Genomic DNA, 19,857 nt, shown 5'->3' on the forward strand with positions numbered 1-19,857 from the left:
AGAGTAAATAAAGAAAAGCTTTATGCTCTTCTTTTAATTGTTTGTATGTATTTAACCTCATTCGCTGGAGGAGGTCTGATACTCAAAATTATATTTTTATCATGCTCAATTGAAATTTGATTATAAGCAGATAACAATATCATCCTAAAATAATGCAATTGTATACCTGTGTAATCAATAACAGTCAGACCTAATTCATGTCGCTCTATTAATCTTATATATTGAGCTTTTTGATCAGTAGAAGGAAAAAGTTCTTTAGGATTATAAAGAGTTATGTTTTTTAAAAAATTTCTCTTTATAACAGGTATATTATTTTTTGTTTTTACGGGCTTATTTTTATTGAGTGAAAGCTTATAATTTGTTTTGGATTTTTTCTTTCTTACTACAATATAATTTGCGTTATAAATAATCTCCTTTCCGTAAATAGATGTTTCTTCAGAAATAAAGATGCTTGCTTTTTCTGGATCTTGGTTTATATTTTTTTGATCTACAGAATCATTATTCTCGCGCGCATTGGCAAAAATAAATAGGACCAACATCATGCTGATCAATATTTTTTTAATGAGAAAATGGATATTCAATGTAGAGGTCTTATGGGAGTTAATTGTATTTTAATTTTACAAATTTATGTGTCTTAGTAAATCAAAATAAACAAGGATAAGCTAATTTCCAACAACAGTTTAAAGTATTTATGTTTTTGTTTACCAGTGTTTTAATCGAGTTATATTCGGAATATGACAGTTTAGTTAAGCTATATTCGGAATATAGTTGTGGGTAAGCTTTTTTTTATTTTTTCGTACATATCAGAACATAGGGCCTCTTGTGCCTGCCTTCTATCAATGGAAGGTTACGGTTGTTAGATTGTTACAATAGTAAAATGCATTGATTCCTTGTTTATTTGCTAAAGAATCTTTGGCTTATTAGAGCATATTTATAGTAAAGTGTTTAAAAAAGGAAAGCCTTCAACTTCTTTTACATAATGAAGCTAGAATACTTTTTTTATATTTTTTCGAGAGATTTCTTTATAGTATCTACCTGCTGACTAGTGATGCCTCTTAAAGTATAATATATCCTGACGTGTTTGGTATTATATTTATTGCTGTGTAATAAAAATAATTAATTTCTTATTTTCTATCTCATAGCCTGATATATTTTTTATGGGCATTTCGAAATGTTTTTTTCTTCTCAAAAACCATATACAGGAAAAAGACAATCCTGAGAATATTCAATTGTAATACTTTTCATTCTGTTCTTCTTTCTCAATTTAATGTTTTTTTAACCCATGAAACTTTTCTGTAAGAATTCCGGGCTGTAACTTTGTAGAAAATTTCTATAATGAAACGAGGATTACAATTTTTACTACTGTTGATTTCTTTAACTGCTTTTGCACAAAAAGAAAATGTAGATACAGCACAGGTAGTAATTCCCAATCGATATAACTCCGTTGATGCACAAACCAAACCGTATGTCATTATGATTTCTACAGATGGTTTCCGCTATGATTATGCTAAAAAGTATAATGCTCAGAATCTTTTACAACTGTCAGGTGAAGGAGTCCAGGCTAAAGCAATGATTCCAAGTTATCCAAGCATCACTTTTCCCAACCACTGGAGCTTAGTTACCGGCCTTTACCCTTCTCATCATGGATTAATTGATAACTTTTTTTATGATTACAAAAGAAAAGAGACCTATGCGATGAGCAATAAAAAAAATGCTGAAGACGGAAGCTGGTACGGCGGAACTCCACTTTGGGGATTGGCCGAAAAGCAGGGAATGCTTGCCGCATCTTTGATGTGGGTAGGTTCGGCAAGTGATGCCGGTGGCATGAGACCAACGTATTATTACCCTTACCACGAAAAATTTACCCCTTCTGAAAAAGTAGATAAAGTAGTCAATTGGTTGAAATTACCAATGGATAAAAGACCGCATTTTATTTCATTATACTTTCCGGAAGTGGATGGAAGCGGGCATCATTTCGGACCGGACACCAGGGAAACGGAAGATGCTGTTCATTTAATAGATAAAGCCGTAGGAGACCTTGTTCAGAAAGTCCATGATTTAGGATTGAACAATGTAAACTTTGTTTTTGTTTCCGATCATGGGATGATTAAAGTAGATGGGGGAGCTCCTTTGGAAATTCCTGCAATGCTCTTCAATAAAGACCAGTTTGATTTTTATAATTCTCAGACGTTATTAAGGGTATACGTTAAAAACCCGGATGAGGTGAAAGCGGTTTATAAGCAATTGGCTGCAGAAAAAACAGATGATTACGAAGTATATTTAGATAAAAAGCTTCCCAAATATCTTCATTTTGCAACCAGAGATGACCGGTATAACAGAATCGGGCAGATTCTTCTGATTCCGAAAGCTCCCAAAATATTTTTAGAAAAAGGGAAGAAGACTTCCGTAGGAAAGCATGGCTATAATCCGAAAACAGTCCCGGAAATGAAAGCAACGTTCTATGCCTGGGGACCTGTATTTAAAAATAATCTGGTGATTGACGAATTTTCGAATGTAAACGTCTATCCATTGGTTGCAGATGTATTAGGACTAAAAATAGATCAGCATGTAGATGGGAAACTTAAAGTACTGAAACAAGTCTTGAAAAAATAGATTTGACATACTAAATAAGATTACTTATAAAATATTCCGGCGCACCAAAGGTGCGCCGGAATATTTATATGTATAATAAATTTAAGAATTATATTGAGTCGCAAATTCCTTCGCAAACTCTTCTAATGTAACCTTTCCGTTAGCCGGAGAACCCTGCTTGATAAAATCAGCCTGAAGAACGCCTGTTCTGATTCCTTTCCCCATTTCAACGTATAATTTAGCTATTTCCTGTGGAAGACCTGCCTGAAGCATTCCATTTAGAGATTCTTCGTCTTTAAATTCTATCCATGGCAATTCGGGTTTTGCAATCGCAGCGCCAAGCACTTGAGCAAAATCATTAGCCGGTCGAACATCGCTTACGATATATCTTACCTTTTTGCCATCAGAATTTTTTACCAACTCTTCTGCGGCTGCTTTAGCAATATCAGTAGGGTGTACTAAAGGAATGCTTATATTTCCAGCATAATTTCCACCGATAATTCCGGCATTTTTAAGTAAGGGAATATCATTAAAGAAATTAATATAGAAATAACCCGCTCTTAGAAAAACAACGGAGGTATTTTCCAGTGTACGGTATAAGTTTTCAATATGATGAAGTCCTTTAATAGGACCATTATCGATTGGAGAATCTGCTCCAACGCTGCTGAGCATAACCACTTTTTTTATTCCTGTTTTTGAAATAGCTTCTGCATAATTTTTGCCTCCTTGAATTGTGTTTTCCACTATATTTTCAAATCCCATATTGGGAGGTGTCATCAAAAAAGCGGCATCTGCTCCTTCAAAAGTGGTGGTTAAAAAATGTACGTCGGTAATAGAACCGATGGCTGCTTTTGCTCCCAATGCTTCAATTTCATTTTTTTTCGATGGATTGCTGCTGATCACTGTAATATCATGACCTTCTGCGATCAATTGTTGGGATAAAGGCTTTGCTACATTTCCCAGAGAACCTGTGATGATAATTTTCATAATAAATATTTTTTTATTTCTGATAACAAAGGTATATTTGTACTTACTTTTATACAAGTACTTACCCTAAAGTATGTATCATGACAGCCATTAAAGAAAGCTCAACCATTCAGCAGAATAAAAAATACGCCCTCGATCTTTGTCCGGTAACCTATGTTATGGAAAAAATCGGTGGATTCTGGAAACCTATTATTTTGTATCATCTGTCAGGCGGTGATAAAAGATACAGCGAATTGAAACGGGCAATTCCTGCGGTTACCGAGAAGATGTTGATTCAACATTTAAAACAACTGGAGGCAGATGGATTGGTGATTCGAACGGCAAAACCTGTCATCCCGCCTCATGTCACCTATGAATTGAGTGAATCCGGGAAGGGATTAATTCCTGTTATTCATCAAATGGCAGAGTGGGCATTTAAAGATATGGATGGAAAATATACTTGCAAATAATTGAATAGTAATATTTTATATAGTTATCATCATAAAAAGTTACCATTAAAATAAAAAGACTGTCTACATACGTAAACAGTCTTATGATATTATAATAATGAAAGAGTTTTTACAACGATTTCATATCAATTACGAAACGGTATCTTACATCACTTTTCAGCATTCTTTCGTAGGCGTCGTTGATATCCTGCATTTTGATCATTTCGATTTCGGAAACAATATTGTGCTCGCCACAGAAATCCAGCATTTCCTGAGTCTCAGCAATACCCCCGATTAAAGAAGCTGCTACAGATCTTCTTCCCATAATCATCGGAACTGTATTTAAAATAGGCTCTAATCCACCTAAATATCCTACTAAAACCAAAGTTCCGCTGATATTTAAAGTAGCTACATAAGGATTTACATCATGTACATAAGGAACCGTATCAATAATAACATCGAATTTTCCTTTTACAGAATCCATATGATTTTCGTCTGTAGAGATCACGACGTGATCTGCACCCAGTTGTTTAGCATCTTCAGTTTTTCCGGGAGTTCTGGAGAATAATGTTACTTCAGCGCCTAATCCTTTTGCCAGTTTAATTGCCATGTGTCCAAGTCCGCCTAATCCTACAACCGCTACTTTAGAATCCGGACCTACGTTCCAGTGTCTTAAAGGCGACCATGTAGTAATTCCTGCACAAAGAAGGGGTGCTACCGCAGCAAGATCTAAATTTTCTGGCACTCTTAAAACGAAATTTTCATCTACCATTACTTTCTCAGAATATCCTCCGAAAGTATGACCTCCTAAATGCTTATCATTTCCGTTATACGTTCCTGTAAATCCATTCAGGCAGTATTGCTCCAAATCTTTTTTACAGCTTTCGCAAGTTCCGCATGAATCTACTAAGCAACCTACTGCTGCCAGATCTCCTACTTTAAATTTAGTGACATCATTCCCGATTTTGGTAATTCTCCCTACAATTTCATGTCCCGGAACAGCAGGATACATTGTTCCGCCCCAGTCATTACGTGCCGTATGAAGGTCAGAATGACAAACCCCGCAATATAGAATTTCAATTTCTACATCCTTGGGAGTGGTCTCTCTTCTTTCAATATTCATTTCCTGTAAGTCTGCTGTCTTAGACTCAGTTCCGTAAGCTTTTACTGTGATTGTGCTCATTTAATTTTTTTATTAATATTTGTTTGTACTCTATATTGTTATTATTCCTCATCCGGTACCGGCTTCATTCATTCGATATCGTCATAGGAAAACGACCATTATTGAATGTTTTCATAACGATGCAAAATTCGATACTTTTAGATGAACCGGACTTATACAAATTACGGAAATACTTACCAATTTTACAGACATCATAGAAGGTAAATCAGAAAGTAGTAATTTTGAATGCGCTTAAAATGCATTTCATGGATAATCAAGAAGTTGAAATAATAGATAATGTTTCGGATTATAACAGAATGGTGAATCAGGAAACCCTTCATCCACTGGTAAGTGTGGTCGATTTTTCAAAATCTGATCCGATCTGTCAGTACCGCAGGAATTATGGGTTTTATACGGTTTTTCTGAAAGACGTCAATTGTGGAGATATGTATTATGGCAAACACACGTATGATTATCAGGAAGGAACACTGGTGTTTATTGCGCCCGGGCAGATTAGCGGAATTACCGGTGACGGAACGTACAGACAGCCTGCAGGATATGCCTTATTATTTCATCCGGATCTTATAAAAGGGACCAATCTCGGGAAGCATATCAATGATTATTCTTTCTTTTCGTATGACGTACATGAAGCGTTGCACCTTTCCGAAAAAGAGCGGGAAATTATTCTTGAATGTTTCAAAAATATCAGACATGAACTGGAACAGGCTATTGATAAACACAGTAAATCTTTAATCGTCAATAATATCGAATTGTTTTTAAACTACTGCATGCGTTTTTATGACCGTCAGTTTGTGACGAGAGATCATGTGAACCGTGGATTCATTGGTAAATTTGAACATCTTCTTGATGACTATCTGCGTTCTGACAAGCCTAAAAACTTAGGGTTTCCAATGGTTAACTATTTTGCAGAACAGCTTAATCTTTCCGCCAATTATTTCGGAGATTTAATAAAAAAAGAACTTGGGGTTTCTGCCCAGGAATTTATTCATAATAAACTCATAGAAGTCGCCAAAGAACAGATCTTTATTCCTGCAAAATCAATCAGTGAGATCTCCTATGATCTGGGTTTCAAATATCCCCAGCATTTTACAAGACTTTTTAAAACAAAGGTTGGGGTTTCCCCTAGTGAATATAAAACATTGCATTAAATTTTCCCTTTAAACCTATAATTGATCAGCTTATGGACTTCCATTTACAAAAGGGGAGTACTTTCCTGTGATGTAAAAAGGCAATTCTTTTTAAATAAATGCTCTCCTTCTACCATGACTAAAAGAAAAAAACAATCGGAAAAGTTTTCTCTTTTCAAAAAACTGAATTAATTTTAAGGAGAGAAGTTATTTTTTTGAGAATGAAATCACAACAGAATATCGGCACCCACACTTTTCAGACCCCGTCAGGAAAAATCATCGCATTAAAGGAAAATGGAATTATTATGGCGAAAAGTATCCGTTATGCCCATTCCGAAAGATTTCAAAAACCTGTTCCGGTAGAGTCTTCATCCTCAGAAATCATTTTCCCCCATAAAACTCCAGTTGCCTCGCAAACGATCAGTCCATTGGTGGAAAATATGATCGGTCCTACTCATATTGAACGTTTTGAAGTAGACGAATCTACTCAATTTTTATCCGTAGTTCGTCCTGAAAATGAAAATGAAAATGAAAAATTTCCTGTAGTGGTATGGATTCATGGCGGATCGTATGAGATCGGATGCGGAGACTTGCCCACCGCTGATCCGGGCGAATGGGTAAAAGAACAGCATATTATGGTGGTTACTGTTTCTTACCGGCTGGGATTGTTCGGATTTTTAGGCGGAAACGGAAAGAGAATTCCCAACTTAGGACTTTTCGATATCATAGAAGCTTTGCGCTGGATTAAAAAAAATATCAGTTCGTTGGGTGGAGATCCTGAAAATGTTACCCTGATGGGCCAGTCTTCAGGAGGAGATGCAATTGCCCATCTGATGATTTCAGAAGGAGTGGAGGGATTGTTTCAAAGAGTGATTATTCAAAGTGCTCCCTTGGGGCTGCGGGAAAAGCGTCAAAAGATGACCGCAGAATTGTTACGGAAAACGGAATTTCTGAAAGATAATGACGACGTGCTAAAAATGATGGATGAATATAGAAAATATGTTCCGTCTGTAGTACAATACGGACTGAAAGCTGCGATGCCTTTTGGGGTTCAGTATGGCTTTCCGCCTCTATGCAGAGAAGATGAAGTGATTGAACAATGGAAAAAGAACGCTGCAGCGTATGATGTGCTGATCGGCCTGAATAATGATGAAACGGCTTTTTATCTCAAAACATCCCTAACCCTGAAAAAATATGCTGGAAAAGGATTTGGACTTACCCTCATCAACAAACTTGTCCGGTTAACGACAGAAGTTATTTACGGAAAACCTGCAAAAATATTTGCTGAGAACTATGCTGAGGCAGGAGGAAATGTGTATCAGTTCAGAATTCACTCCATTATAAAAAATCATAGTTTGGGAGCCGCTCACTGTATAGATCTTCCGTTGATTTTTGGAAAAGAAGAGGTCTGGAAATATGCAGAATTGCTAAAAGATATCCCCTGGAAATATATCGCTGAAAATGGCAGAAAAATGCGATCGCTTTGGGCGGAATTTGCCCGAAACGGTTCCATTGCTGATCATTCAGAAAGACCGGAAATACTGGAACTTCATAAGGTTATTTAATCGTAAAACACTAACAACACAAATCCTAAGAAGGACTGGTGTTGTTAGTGCTTAAAAATATTTATTCAGGAATCCAAACGCTTACATTGCCGGCAGGAACAGGGAAATTGCCCCAGCCTTTTTCATCAATGAGCACTTTTTCATCTGATCTTCCGAGAAAATCGTAAAAGGTTTTGCCAATATATTTTTCACCCATTTCCATAGGTTTGCTGTAAGCATCTTTATTGCTTACCACTACGGCACAACCCTGATGCTCATCATCACCCTCACGAACCCAGCCAAGGCAGTTTGCATCTTCAAAATAATCTTTCTGAATGCCGTAAGCATAGTCTTTTCTGGCTTTTAACAATCCTTCAAGACCATCAATTTTATTAAGGAATATTTCCTGATCATTTCCTTCCTTATCTTTATCCGTGTAGTGGGCACCATATAAATCCGGATAGAAAATACATGGGTAACCGTCTTCACGCAATAAAATCAGCGCATAAGCTATTGGTTTAAACCATTCTTCAACCGGAGCTTCCAGGTCTTGCAATGGCTGTGTATCATGATTATCAACTAAGCTTACGGAATGCATCGGATCAGCCTGAGTAAGGGTTTCGTCAAGAATTTTTCTCAGATCATAGGAACTTCCTTCTTTGGACGCTGTATGGAAATTATTTTGCAGAGAACTGTCGAATAAACTCATACAGCCTTCCGTAACTTCAATGTATTTCTGAAGTAAAGCTAAGTATCCGGGAGCCCAGTATTCTCCTACCGCAAAAATGTTTTTTTCAGAATTGGAACGGAGCATGGTAAGCCATTCCTTATAAAAATCAAAAGAGATATGTTTTAAAGCATCCAGACGTACTCCATCAAAATCGGTCTGATCAAAATACCATTTTGCCCAGGTATTGAGTTCTTCCCGTACAAACGGATTCCGGTGCTCAATATCGTTGTACATCAGGTAATCGTAATTTCCTTTTTCATCATCGATCATTTCTTCCCAGCCGTTTCCATATTCAGACTGTATTTTGAAGATATGGGAATCCATGCCTTCCGCATAATCCACTCCGCTGAAGCAGGTGAAATTCCATTCAAAATCAGAGTATTTTTTTCCTCTTCCCGGAAAGGTAAATTTGGTATAGGATTCTATTTCGATAACATCAGAAATTATTTTATCCCTATTCTCTTCGTCTACTTTTACTGCTTTGAATTTTTCCAGTTCATCGCCGCCGGCTTTATGTCCCAGGACAACGTCTACAATAATCTGTATATTATGTTTTTTTAACGCAGAAATTGCTTGCAGGTATTGATCTTTGGTGCCGTATTTTGTTGGGATCGTTCCTTTCTGATCAAATTCGCCCAGATCAAATAGATCGTAGGCATCATATCCGGTAGAATAACCTCCATTCGTTCCTTTGTAGGCGGGAGGGAACCAAACTGATGTAATTCCTAATTCTGATAAATATTTCGCTTGTTGTTCGGCTTCATGCCATAATTTTCCGTCTCCTTCCGAGTACCAGTGAAAGAATTGAATTATCGTTTGATTCATATAGTATAAAATTTGGTTACTACAAGTTAGTGATAATTTACCAACAATTAATTCTCAAATTCTTCAAACGGTATTTTTAGTTGAATAGAAACCTGTTTTTTTTCTTCCGTATTCAGATGGGAAAGTGATAATCCCAATAAACGGACCGGCTTATCAAATGGGCGAAGCTCCCAGAGCTTTTTTGAAGTGGTATAATATTCTTCAGGTGAGATGAAATATTCTTCTTTGGTACTGCTCCTAGTGAACAGTGAAAAATCTTTATATTTAATTTTTAAGGTTAAAGATCTGCCTAAGATGTTGTTTTTCTGCAATCTTTGATGAAGTTCAGCACTCAGGCTTTCCAGCTTTTCATTGATCTGCTGCTCATCAAAAAGGTCTTCAAAAAATGTTCTTTCTACAGCGACACTTTTCTGAATCCGATGAGGTTTTACTTCGGAAGTATGAATGCCCCGAACGACATTGTAATAATAGCCGCCTGATTTTCCAAACAGAGTGATCAGTTCCTGTAAAGATTTTTTCTTGAGGTCTTTTCCTTTAAAAATTCCCAGGGTAAACATTTTATTGGCCGTCACTTTTCCGACCCCATAAAATTTCTCAACAGGAAGTTCCTCCAGAAAACTTTCAATTTTATCAGGATGAATGGTTTTTTGTCCGTTCGGTTTATTAATATCGGAAGCTACTTTTGCTAAAAATTTATTAACAGAAATGCCTGCTGAAGCCGTTAATCCGGTCTGCTCGAAAATTTTCTGTCGGATTTCTTTAGCAATCTGATTGGCAGATTCTATTCCTTTTTTGTTTTCTGTAATATCCAGGTAAGCTTCATCTAAAGAAAGCGGCTCAACCAGGTCCGTATATTCATAAAAAATATCCCGGATCATTTTTGAAATTTCTTTATACCTCGGGAAACGCGGCGGAACAAAAATAAGGTGGGGGCATTTTTCTTTTGCTGTCTTGCTGGGCATAGCAGAGCGCACGCCAAACTTTCTCGCTTCATAGCTGGCCGCAGAAACCACTCCGCGGTGTTCACCTCCTACAGCTACAGGCTTGCCTTTCAGTGCCGGATTGTCATGCTGCTCCACGGAAGCATAGAATGCATCCATATCAACATGAATAATTTTGCGGATAGGAAAAGGAAAATCCATATCACAAAGATATGGATTCATTTATTTCCGGGAATTGAATACTTGTTATTTCAACCGCATCGTAAGAAATAAGGGCTCAAAACCAGCTTTTTCATACGCTTTTACAGCAGATTCATTTTGATCATAGACGTCAAGCCTGATTTCAGAAATGCCTTTATTTCTGGACCATCGGATCAATTCATCTACAATTAACTGATTAACGCCTTTTCCTCTGTGCTCCGGCTTTACAAACATAAAACCGAGATATGCGTAGTCTTTAAAAGTAGAGTAGTCTTTTTCCGGTTGTTTGATCAAAGCATAGCCTGAGGCAATGACTTCATGATCTTTTTCAGCAACAATAAGTGTTGCGTCCCTAGAATTCATAAGGGATTCCAGATCATAATAATGAATTTTTTCTTTTCTTAACGTTACGTTGTAAGGTCTTTCTGCCTCAACAACACACTGTTCAAAGGCTAAGAGAATATCTAAATCCTCCCTCGTGGCTTCTCTTAAAATCATAGAATATTTTTACTGTAAAAGCTTATTGATGGTAGTTTGTATTTCCGGATCTTCAGGCGAAATCGCATAGTATTTTGCAATAGAAGATTTTTGATCGATGACCATATATCTTGGGATCCAGTTCAGATCAATGTAATTATTGAAATCATTTTTCCAGCCGGAAGCAAACCAGTAATTGTCTTTATCTTTCATGTTGAACCGATCAAGGCTTTTATCAAAGCTTTCTTTTGTCCGTTCCAGTGAAAGGAATACAAAGTCGATATTCGGGTTGTTTTTTTCCAGCTCCTGAGCTTTGGGAAGGGCTTGCAGACAGTCTCTGCACCATCCGGCCCAGAAATCAAGGACAACTACTTTTCCTTTATGTTGATTCAGAATATCCTGTATGGTAATGCTTTTTCCATCTTCACCTTCCAGTTTCTGATGTAAGGCTTCTTTAGAAAAGCTGGTTTTAAGGACGGTGGGAACTTTTTGGGAAAAACTTAATCCAAAAATACCGATCATAAATAATAATAATGACTTTCTCATTTTTTCAATTTCATTTATACAAAGCTAAATAATGAAACGCAATTAGAACCTGATTTCTTATGAATTAGGAAAAATTTAAGAGATTGAAATTTTCTATAAATGCTTAGTGGTAAGTTTTCACCAAACCTTTTACTACGGTAATAACGTTGGGCATAGCTTTATTGGCAGCATTCAGCACTTCTTCATGGGAAACGGCAAATGCAATGTCCGGTCCGCCAAGATCTGTAATAATGGAAATACAGAAAACATCCATTCCCATATGTCTGGCAACAATGACTTCTGGAACGGTACTCATACCTACCATATCGCCACCAATGGCTTTGATCATTCCATATTCGGCAGGGGTTTCAAAAGTAGGACCTTGCAATCCGACATACACTCCCTGGTGAATGGTGATAGTATTTTCAGCGGCCACTTTTTCAGCAGCAGCAATCATTTTTTTGTTATAAGGTTCGCTCATGTCTACGAAACGGGGCCCGAATTCTTCAATATTCTTTCCCCGAAGCGGATGTTCAGGCATCATATTGATGTGGTCTTTTAAGATAACCATATCTGCTACCTTATAAGCAGGGTTTACCCCTCCGGAAGCATTCGAAAGAATTACATTTTTAATACCTAACAGATGAAAAACTCTTATAGGAAATGTAACGGTTTCCATGGAATGTCCTTCATAGTAATGAAAACGGCCACTCATCATTAAGACTTTTCTGCCTTCCAGTATTCCGTAAATCAATTTTCCACCGTGTCCTACTACCGTAGTTTGCGGGAAATTGGGAATATTGTGATATTCCATCACATGAATAGGTTCTACTTCGTATTGAAGTTTTCCCAATCCTGATCCCAGCACAATCGCAAAATCGGGACTATCCTGAATAATATTTTTAATAAACTGAGCTGTTTCCTTAATTTTTTCTAACATAATCGATGATGATTTGGTTGAATTCTTCCTTTTTATCGATCACTACATTAATGGGCCAGTAGTAAACAATATCTCTAAGATAGTCAAAGGTTTTTAAACGGACATAATCTTTCTCCGTCGTCAGTATCAATTTATATTCACCTAATTTTTTGTATTCGGCAATGATTTTTTTAATATCATCGTCTGTGAAATTATGATGATCCCTGAATTTTAGGTGCTTAACCCTTTGTGAAAATTTCGCAAGGTGCTCAAGCAGAGGTTTGGGATTGGCAATTCCGGTGATGAGCAGGATATCATAATAGTTCAGGTTGTTATCCGGAAGCATTTTTTCTTTTCCGTACACATTTTCGTCGTAACCGATTGACGAAAAGAATACTTTTTGATTACGCTCAGGTCTTATCCTTGAAATATAGTACCGTTTGGTCTCTTCCGTCAGTTCATCAGGACATTTACTCACCATGATGATGTCAGCTCTTTTATAACCGTTTCTGGATTCCCGTAAATCTCCCGCAGGAAGAAGGTGGTCCCTGAAAAAAGGATCATTGAAATCAGTCATTAAAATATTAAATCCTGCTTTGATCGCTCTGTGCTGGAATGCATCATCCAATACCAGAACGTCAAGATCCATATCGGAAATAACTTTCTTAGCTCCGGGAACCCTCTCTTCTGAAACAGCAATGACAAAACGGTTTTTAAAGCGCTCAAAAAGCTGCATGGCTTCGTCGCCAACTATTTTGTAGTTGCTTTCATAGTTGGTAACTTCATAGCCTTTGGAAAGCCTTCCGTAACCCCTTGAAAGGACGCCCGTTCGGTAATGTTTGGATAGGTATTGAGCCAGATACATCACCATGGGCGATTTTCCGCTTCCGCCCACAGACAGATTACCGACATTAATTATCGGTGTCTTGAATTTCGTAGATTTAAAAATTCCCAGATCATACAATGTGTTCCGGATACCCGTTACCAAATGATAACCAAGGGAAAAAGGATAGAGGTACCATCTTTTCATACGAATGCAAAAATAAGAATTTCAGAAGGATTTGATTCAATATTCTGCAGGAGTTTTCAACAATTATTTCATTAATTTAAATTAATTTTGTGGAGTTATATTATTACATTGAGGTATTTTATTGAATTTTCCTACAACGGCAAAAATTATTTCGGCTATCAAATCCAGCCGGATGCCATTTCTGTACAGGAGGAACTGGAAAAAGCGCTTTCCACTATTTTAAGAGAAGATATTAAAACCACCGGTGCCGGAAGAACAGATACAGGCGTTCACGCCAAAAAAATATTTGCTCATTTTGATACTGAAAATCCTGTAAGCGATCAACTTACCCATCGGTTGAACAGCTTTCTTCCGCCGGATATTTCCATTAAGAGGATTTTTCCGGTACGGGATGATTTCCATGCCCGTTTTGATGCGACATACAGAACCTACGAGTATTATATTTCATTGGAAAAGAATCCTTTTACCCAGGAATCGGCATGGCAGCTCTGGAGAAGATCTCTGGATGTCAGTAAAATGAATGAAGCCTGTAAGATTTTATTTGAATATGAAGATTTTACAAGTTTTGCAAAATTAAAAACGGATAATAAAACCAACATCTGCAAAATGTATAAGGCAGAGTGGGAGCAGAATGGAAGTGAACTTAAATTTACCGTTTCTGCAAACCGTTTTCTTAGAAACATGGTTCGGGCTATTGTAGGAACCATGGTGGAAATAGGAGCCGGAAAAATACAACCTGAAGAACTTCGAAGGGTTATAGAAGATAAAAACCGCAATGCAGCGGGAACTTCGGCGCCCGGTCACGGATTATTTCTGGTAGACGTGGGTTACGAATTTTAACATTTATTAAAAAAACTAATAATTATGATGTCAATTTTTATTTTGATAGGAGCTTACCGCTATTATGCAGGGTTAGCAGAACGTTTTGGTAAAACAAAATGGCAGTATGGGCTTTTGGCGATTGCAATCTATATTGGATTTCAGGTGTTTTTAGGGCTTAGCTATGGAATTTATAAAGAAGCTACTGATCCGGGATCTTTAGAAGGAGTTAATTACACAGGCTTTTCTTTAGTGAACATCATTGGATGGATTATTTCCCTCCTCGCAGTTTGGGGAATTTATAAATTACTTGAGAAAAAATTTGAAAAAGAATATTCCAAAAAACCTTCTATAGAAATCGAAGAGATAGGCACTCCACAGAAATTTTAAAATCTTTTAACGAAATTCAGGTCGGGTAGTTTTGTTTGATTTATTTGTATCCGGTAAAATACTGATGCTGAGTTTTTAATTGCTTCTTATTGCAGTGTGTTCATTCATACTGTAAATAACAGCTATCTGAAACTTTCTATCACTATTTGATCAAGTTGTTCTGGCTGTCAAATTATAAAGTCTTATTTTTGCAGAGAATTTTATTTTAATTCTTTTTCTTCAATTCGTACAATGAAAAAACAAGATACCTGGGAAATAATAAAGAGGCTGTTCTTTATTGGAATGAAGTTTCGTGCATGGTTCATCCTTACTTTAATTATCTCCATCATACTGTCTATAGTTTCTACTTACAGACCTTATCTTACCATGGAGGTAGTGGATAACGACATCACCAAGCTTCATGATAAAGCTTTAATGATGAAGCATATCTATATCCTGGTAGGACTGGTATTTGCAGAAACTGTTTTAAACTTTTTTTTAGTATATTTTTCAAATTATATTTCCCAGAATGTGATCAGGGATATAAGAGAGCGGTTATATGCTAAACTGATTTATTTCAGAACCTCATTTTTTGATAAAACACCGATCGGACAGCTTGTCACGCGTGCGGTAGGAGATGTGGAAACCATTGCCACGGTGTATACGGATGGATTCCTGATGGTTTTCGGAGACATTCTGAGAATTGTATTCGTATTGGTGATGATGTTCAATACAGACGTTCATCTGAGTTACATCACGCTTGCTATTCTTCCGTTAATGGTTCTTATTACAAGGTTTTTCCAGAAAAGGCTGAAAAAAGCTTTTGGAGATGAAAGAACATGGACTGCCAATCAAAACTCATTCGTTCAGGAAAGACTGGCGGGAATGCCTATTATTCAGGTGTTTAACAGGCAGGAAGCTGAGTTTAAAAAGTTTGATGATATTAATATCACCCTGAAAGACGCGTTGTTGAAAACCGTTTTCATTTTCTCACTATTCTTTCCTGTGGTAGAGCTTATTTCTTCCCTTTTTATAGGTTTTATCCTGTTTTATGGAGGATATATTACCATTAGTGCCGGGGTTGTCATTGCTTTTATTCAGTATATTTCTATGTTGATTCGTCCTTTGAGACAGATTGCAGACCGTTTTAACAATATCCAGAGAGGAATTGTAGGAGCAGAAAGAGTGCTGGGGGTAATGGATGAAGATTATGCGATGCCGAATACCGGAACGGTAGAGAAAGATCACTTTGACGGAAAGATAGAATTCAAGGATGTTCATTTTGCCTACGACAGCAAGCAGGAAGTATTGAAGGGAATCGATTTTAAAGTGAATCCCGGAGAAACAGTTGCTATTGTAGGAGCTACAGGAGCCGGAAAATCTACTATTATCAGTTTAATTACCAGATTGTATGATATTAATTCAGGGCATATTTTCATTGATGATGTGGAACTTAAACAATACGAATTATATAATTTAAGAAAACATATAGGAGTGGTACTGCAAGACGTTTTCCTGTTCCATGGAAGTATTTTTGAGAATTTGGCTTTTGGAGATGACAGCATTACTTTAGATAAGATAAAAGCTGGTGCCAGGGAAATTGAAGTCGATGATTTTATCGAAAGCCTTCCCGGAGGATATGAATATGTCGTAAGTGAAAGAGGTTCGTCAATCTCTCTTGGACAAAGACAGTTATTGTCATTCCTAAGAGCATATTTATCAGATCCTAAAATCCTTATCCTGGATGAAGCCACTTCTTCTATAGACCATGAAAGTGAAAAACTGATCCAGAGAGCAACAGAAAAAATCACTAAAAACAGAACCTCAATTATTATTGCCCACAGACTTTCCACCATTGAAAAAGCAGATAAGATTATCGTTATGGAACGAGGAAAGATTGTTGAAGAAGGTAAGCATCTTGAACTTCTGGATAGAAACGGATATTATGCAACCCTTTATAAAGCCCAGCTAAGGCATGAAGTGGAAGTAAGTTCCATATCAAAGTAACAGCATTTATCACTTTACGTGTAAACATAAAAAAAGATACTCATCGTTTGAAGAGTATCTTTTTTATGTTATTATATGGAAATTGCATTATAAACCATAAGGAATAATTCCAAGATCTTTTTTCCATCCATCACCATACTGAGCTGTTAAATTTTTTGCAAGGGCACGGTTGTTTTCTTTAGCCTGCTGGGATAGGGTAGGACTTATCACACAGTTTTCGTAGACCACATCTGTTTTGTATTTGGATCTGAAGTTTTCATGGTTTTTAGACATGATTCCAAACTGTATAAAATGAGGCAGTTTTTCTTTCTGAGCCGGAACATCATGTTTCCCCTTCTTGTCTTTAACGGTTATTTTAATGTCATTTTTTTGCTGGGCAGCAGATAATCCTGAAAAAGACAGGGCGATCAATACAAGAAATAATTGTGGGTTTTTCATAGGTTTGTTTTTATAATAGATAGGAAAATCAAGATTAAGTTAAATCTTTTATAACAGTTGTTTCTGATCGTGAGAAGATAATGCATACTCTACAATCGCTTCAGAATGGATTTTTGTAGTATCAAATACAGGAATTGAAAAGTCTGCTTGGTTCAGCAGCAACGGGATTTCTGTACAGCCTAAAATAAGTCCTTGTGCACCCCGTTGTAGTAAGTTATCAACAATATCAATATATCTGTCTTTGGTTTCCTGAAGGACGATACCTCTTCCCAATTCTTCTTTCACTGTCTGCTGCACATATTCCCGCGTTTCTTTAAGTTCCGGCGTCAGGACCTGGATTCCGAAACTTTCTAATTTCTTTCGGTAAAAATCCATTTCCATAGTAAATATGGTTCCTAAAAGTCCCACGGTAGTAAGTCCGCTGTTGTTGATCTTTTTGGCCGTCTCTGTTACGATATGAATAAAAGGAAGTTGAATTTCTTTTTCCAGTCGGTCGGCAAATAAATGGGCAGTATTTGCGCATAATACAATGGCTTCTGCACCGCTTCTCTGTAAACTTTTGCAGGCGTTGAGAAGCAGTTCATAAGAGTTTTCCCATGTTTTTTCCTGGATGTCTGCAAAATTCAGGGAGTAGATGATGCATTCGGCATACTGTAATCCTCCTAATCTACGGTTGATCCCTTCATTGATGAATTGATAATAATCCATTGTTGAAACCCAGCTTATTCCGCCTACAAGTCCGATTTTTTTTAATTTCATATCATTAAATTTTTTGCATCCATTATTACTCATAGAATGGACTGATATCCCCATTTTAAAGGGAAAACCCACTTCTTCAAAATTAGATAAAAAACATCAGAGCTAATGAATTTTTTCTCCTGTAAATGATAAAATAGTATGGAGTGTTTACTTCTTCAAATTGCTGTTTTTCAAAACTCTAGAAATTGTTTATACAATAATCACTACAGAAATAGGTATAGTTTTTGCACTATACTGAAATTAATTAAAAAAAATGATCGTTACCCAGTTTTTATATTGGAAAAATCATTAATTTTATTAAATATTTAAAACTAGCCCTTATGTATTGAAGGGTGTGTAGAGTAAAGTTGAAATTTTTAAATTAAATCCAAAAATATAAATGAATAATATCCAAGATGAATTCCAAACCTTTAAAGAGGAATTAAAAAAGTTGAATATCGAAGTACAGAAAGTAGTGAAAGTTGGAAATGGAAGCATGGACTTCCATGAGGTTTTCTATAAATCTCCGAGGTACGATGATGTAAAGAGTGTATATGTTCAGCGTCATAATCTGGACAATATGATTGAAAAATTCAAACAGGCCTACCATTAAAAATAAACAACCGCTGCAGATTCTGTGGCGGTTGTTGTTGGTATGAGGACATTAATCTTGATCTAAGGTTGAGGTTTTTTTCGTGTCCTTCATTCTGGCGTACACCACCAGTGAAAGGAAAATACAGGCCGTGATATACCAGTAAAAATAGTTTTCCATATTCGCTTGTTTAAGCCAAAGGGCAATATATTCGGCTGTTCCTCCAAAAATAGCGACGGTTAATGCATAGGGTAATCCTACACCAAGAGCTCTTACCTCAGAAGGGAAAAGTTCTGCTTTTACAACCGCGTTGATTGATGTATATCCGCTTACAATAAGCAAAGCTGCCATAATCAGAAAGAATGCGCCCCACATTGAAGTCGTTGTACTTAACGCAGTAAGAAGCGGAACCGTACATAATGTGCCTAAAATTCCGAAACCTAACAATAAAGGTCTTCTTCCTATTTTATCAGACAATGCCCCAAATACAGGCTGTAGGCACGCAAATATAAACAGCGAAATAAATGAAATCAGAGTAGATTCTTCCTTGGTAAGATGAACAGTATTCACCAGGAATTTCTGCATATAAGTCGTATAGGTGTAGAAAGCTAATGTTCCTCCTAAAGTAAGTCCTACTACAGTAAGCAATGCCTGAGGATGTTTCAGAAGTTCTTTGATGCTTCCTTTTTTCTTTTCGCTGACATTTTTTTTATTCTCGAACGCTTCAGTTTCATGAAGGTTGGCTCTTAAATATAAAGCGATAACCGAAAGCAATGCTCCGATTACAAAAGGAATTCTCCAGCCCCAATCTTCAAGCTGGGCTTCTGTAAGTAATAACTTTTGTAAAATAAGCTGGATCCCTAAAGCGATCAGCTGGCCGCCAATCAGAGTTACATATTGAAAACTTGAATAAAATCCCCTTCTGTTTTCAGTGGCCATCTCGCTGAGATAAGTTGCAGAAACCCCATATTCTCCACCTACACTCAATCCCTGCAGCAATCTGGCCAGTAAAAGTAATAAAGGTGCTAAAATGCCTATACTTTGATAGGTTGGAGTAAGCGCAATAAGCAAAGAACCGAATGACATCAGGAGAACGGAAAGCGTCATGGCTCTTTTTCTTCCAATTTTATCTGCAATACTCCCGAATAGCCATCCGCCGATAGGACGCATAAGAAAGCCAACAGCAAATATTCCGGCCGTGTTCATAAGCTGTGCATTAAGATCCGAATCCGGGAAAAAAGAATTGGAAAAATAGATCGCAAAGGCAGCGTAGGCATACCAGTCATACCATTCTACAAGATTTCCTATCGATCCGCCGACGATTGCTTTGATCCGTTGGGCGGTGGTGATTGAAGATGTATTCATATCATTAATGAAGGAGCAAT

20 protein-coding genes are annotated in these 19,857 nt (G+C 36.9%); 8 read left to right on the top strand and 12 right to left on the bottom strand.

From position 1 onward, the window contains the following. Positions 1 to 20: 20 nt before the first annotated feature. On the bottom strand, positions 21 to 542 hold the full coding sequence (locus IW15_RS07545; RefSeq protein WP_034710376.1) for a hypothetical protein: 522 nt from the start codon (positions 540 to 542) through the stop codon (positions 21 to 23). Positions 543 to 1,335: 793 nt separating this feature from the next. Here IW15_RS07545 and IW15_RS07550 point away from each other — a divergent pair. Further along, complete coding sequence (locus tag IW15_RS07550; protein ID WP_034710378.1) at positions 1,336 to 2,613, top strand: alkaline phosphatase family protein; 1,278 nt, start codon at positions 1,336 to 1,338, stop codon at positions 2,611 to 2,613. 81 nt (positions 2,614 to 2,694) lie between these two features. On the opposite strand, the gene IW15_RS07555 is transcribed toward IW15_RS07550, so the two are convergent. Further along, positions 2,695 to 3,579, bottom strand: coding sequence for an NAD(P)H-binding protein (locus IW15_RS07555; RefSeq protein WP_034710379.1), 885 nt, complete (start codon positions 3,577 to 3,579; stop codon positions 2,695 to 2,697). 80 nt (positions 3,580 to 3,659) lie between these two features. Here IW15_RS07555 and IW15_RS07560 point away from each other — a divergent pair, with 80 nt between their 5' ends. Further along, positions 3,660 to 4,028, top strand: coding sequence for a winged helix-turn-helix transcriptional regulator (locus IW15_RS07560; protein ID WP_034710380.1), 369 nt, complete (start codon positions 3,660 to 3,662; stop codon positions 4,026 to 4,028). A gap of 109 nt (positions 4,029 to 4,137) precedes the next feature. On the opposite strand, the gene IW15_RS07565 is transcribed toward IW15_RS07560, so the two are convergent. Next, on the bottom strand, positions 4,138 to 5,190 hold the full coding sequence (locus tag IW15_RS07565; protein WP_034710382.1) for an NAD(P)-dependent alcohol dehydrogenase: 1,053 nt from the start codon (positions 5,188 to 5,190) through the stop codon (positions 4,138 to 4,140). A 245-nt stretch (positions 5,191 to 5,435) separates the two neighbouring features. Here IW15_RS07565 and IW15_RS07570 point away from each other — a divergent pair, with 245 nt between their 5' ends. After that, positions 5,436 to 6,338: a helix-turn-helix domain-containing protein gene (locus IW15_RS07570; RefSeq protein WP_034710383.1), complete on the top strand. Its 903-nt coding sequence runs from the start codon at positions 5,436 to 5,438 to the stop codon at positions 6,336 to 6,338. Positions 6,339 to 6,538: 200 nt separating this feature from the next. Then, on the top strand, positions 6,539 to 7,882 hold the full coding sequence (locus IW15_RS07575; protein ID WP_034710384.1) for a carboxylesterase family protein: 1,344 nt from the start codon (positions 6,539 to 6,541) through the stop codon (positions 7,880 to 7,882). 61 nt (positions 7,883 to 7,943) lie between these two features. Here IW15_RS07575 and IW15_RS07580 read toward each other — a convergent pair whose 3' ends face one another. The 6 genes from IW15_RS07580 to lpxK all read right to left on the bottom strand — a co-directional run bounded on the left by IW15_RS07580 (position 7,944) and on the right by lpxK (position 13,509). After that, positions 7,944 to 9,416 carry an alpha-amylase gene (locus IW15_RS07580; RefSeq protein ID WP_034710385.1) on the bottom strand — a complete coding sequence of 491 codons (1,473 nt, stop codon included), beginning with the start codon at positions 9,414 to 9,416 and terminating at the stop codon, positions 7,944 to 7,946. A 47-nt stretch (positions 9,417 to 9,463) separates the two neighbouring features. Next, positions 9,464 to 10,558 (bottom strand): DNA polymerase IV, encoded by a 1,095-nt coding sequence (dinB, locus tag IW15_RS07585; protein WP_034710386.1) that lies wholly within the window; start codon positions 10,556 to 10,558, stop codon positions 9,464 to 9,466. A 45-nt stretch (positions 10,559 to 10,603) separates the two neighbouring features. Beyond that, positions 10,604 to 11,056: a GNAT family N-acetyltransferase gene (locus tag IW15_RS07590; protein ID WP_034710387.1), complete on the bottom strand. Its 453-nt coding sequence runs from the start codon at positions 11,054 to 11,056 to the stop codon at positions 10,604 to 10,606. 9 nt (positions 11,057 to 11,065) lie between these two features. Further along, complete coding sequence (locus IW15_RS07595; RefSeq protein ID WP_034710389.1) at positions 11,066 to 11,581, bottom strand: TlpA family protein disulfide reductase; 516 nt, start codon at positions 11,579 to 11,581, stop codon at positions 11,066 to 11,068. 103 nt (positions 11,582 to 11,684) lie between these two features. Then, on the bottom strand, positions 11,685 to 12,500 hold the full coding sequence (locus IW15_RS07600; protein WP_034710390.1) for a purine-nucleoside phosphorylase: 816 nt from the start codon (positions 12,498 to 12,500) through the stop codon (positions 11,685 to 11,687). After that, positions 12,484 to 13,509, bottom strand: a complete 1,026-nt coding sequence (gene lpxK, locus IW15_RS07605; RefSeq protein ID WP_034710391.1) for a tetraacyldisaccharide 4'-kinase — start codon at positions 13,507 to 13,509, stop codon at positions 12,484 to 12,486. The genes IW15_RS07600 and lpxK overlap by 17 nt, the downstream gene beginning before the upstream one ends. 108 nt (positions 13,510 to 13,617) lie before the next feature. Here lpxK and truA point away from each other — a divergent pair, with 108 nt between their 5' ends. The 3 genes from truA to IW15_RS07620 all read left to right on the top strand — a co-directional run bounded on the left by truA (position 13,618) and on the right by IW15_RS07620 (position 16,704). Then, on the top strand, positions 13,618 to 14,349 hold the full coding sequence (gene truA, locus IW15_RS07610) for a tRNA pseudouridine(38-40) synthase TruA (RefSeq protein WP_034710392.1): 732 nt from the start codon (positions 13,618 to 13,620) through the stop codon (positions 14,347 to 14,349). A 24-nt stretch (positions 14,350 to 14,373) separates the two neighbouring features. Further along, complete coding sequence (locus tag IW15_RS07615) at positions 14,374 to 14,718, top strand: hypothetical protein (RefSeq protein ID WP_034710393.1); 345 nt, start codon at positions 14,374 to 14,376, stop codon at positions 14,716 to 14,718. A gap of 231 nt (positions 14,719 to 14,949) precedes the next feature. Beyond that, on the top strand, positions 14,950 to 16,704 hold the full coding sequence (locus IW15_RS07620) for an ABC transporter ATP-binding protein (protein ID WP_034710395.1): 1,755 nt from the start codon (positions 14,950 to 14,952) through the stop codon (positions 16,702 to 16,704). Positions 16,705 to 16,791: 87 nt separating this feature from the next. Here IW15_RS07620 and IW15_RS21945 read toward each other — a convergent pair whose 3' ends face one another. Then, entirely contained in the window at positions 16,792 to 17,142 is a 351-nt protein-coding gene (locus tag IW15_RS21945; RefSeq protein WP_051881843.1) for an FEKKY domain-containing protein, read from the bottom strand. A gap of 48 nt (positions 17,143 to 17,190) precedes the next feature. After that, complete coding sequence (locus tag IW15_RS07630; protein WP_034711043.1) at positions 17,191 to 17,901, bottom strand: aspartate/glutamate racemase family protein; 711 nt, start codon at positions 17,899 to 17,901, stop codon at positions 17,191 to 17,193. A 379-nt stretch (positions 17,902 to 18,280) separates the two neighbouring features. On the opposite strand from IW15_RS07630, the gene IW15_RS07635 reads away from it, so the two are divergent. Continuing rightward, the gene (locus tag IW15_RS07635) at positions 18,281 to 18,493 is read left to right on the top strand and encodes a hypothetical protein (RefSeq protein WP_034710397.1); all 213 of its coding nucleotides are present in this window, start codon (positions 18,281 to 18,283) and stop codon (positions 18,491 to 18,493) included. Positions 18,494 to 18,544: 51 nt separating this feature from the next. Here IW15_RS07635 and IW15_RS07640 read toward each other — a convergent pair whose 3' ends face one another. Further along, complete coding sequence (locus IW15_RS07640) at positions 18,545 to 19,837, bottom strand: MFS transporter (RefSeq protein ID WP_034710398.1); 1,293 nt, start codon at positions 19,835 to 19,837, stop codon at positions 18,545 to 18,547. Between the last annotated feature and the right edge of the window lie 20 nt (positions 19,838 to 19,857).

Origin of the sequence: Chryseobacterium soli (assembly GCF_000737705.1) — a bacterium.
Taxonomy (GTDB): domain Bacteria; phylum Bacteroidota; class Bacteroidia; order Flavobacteriales; family Weeksellaceae; genus Chryseobacterium; species Chryseobacterium soli.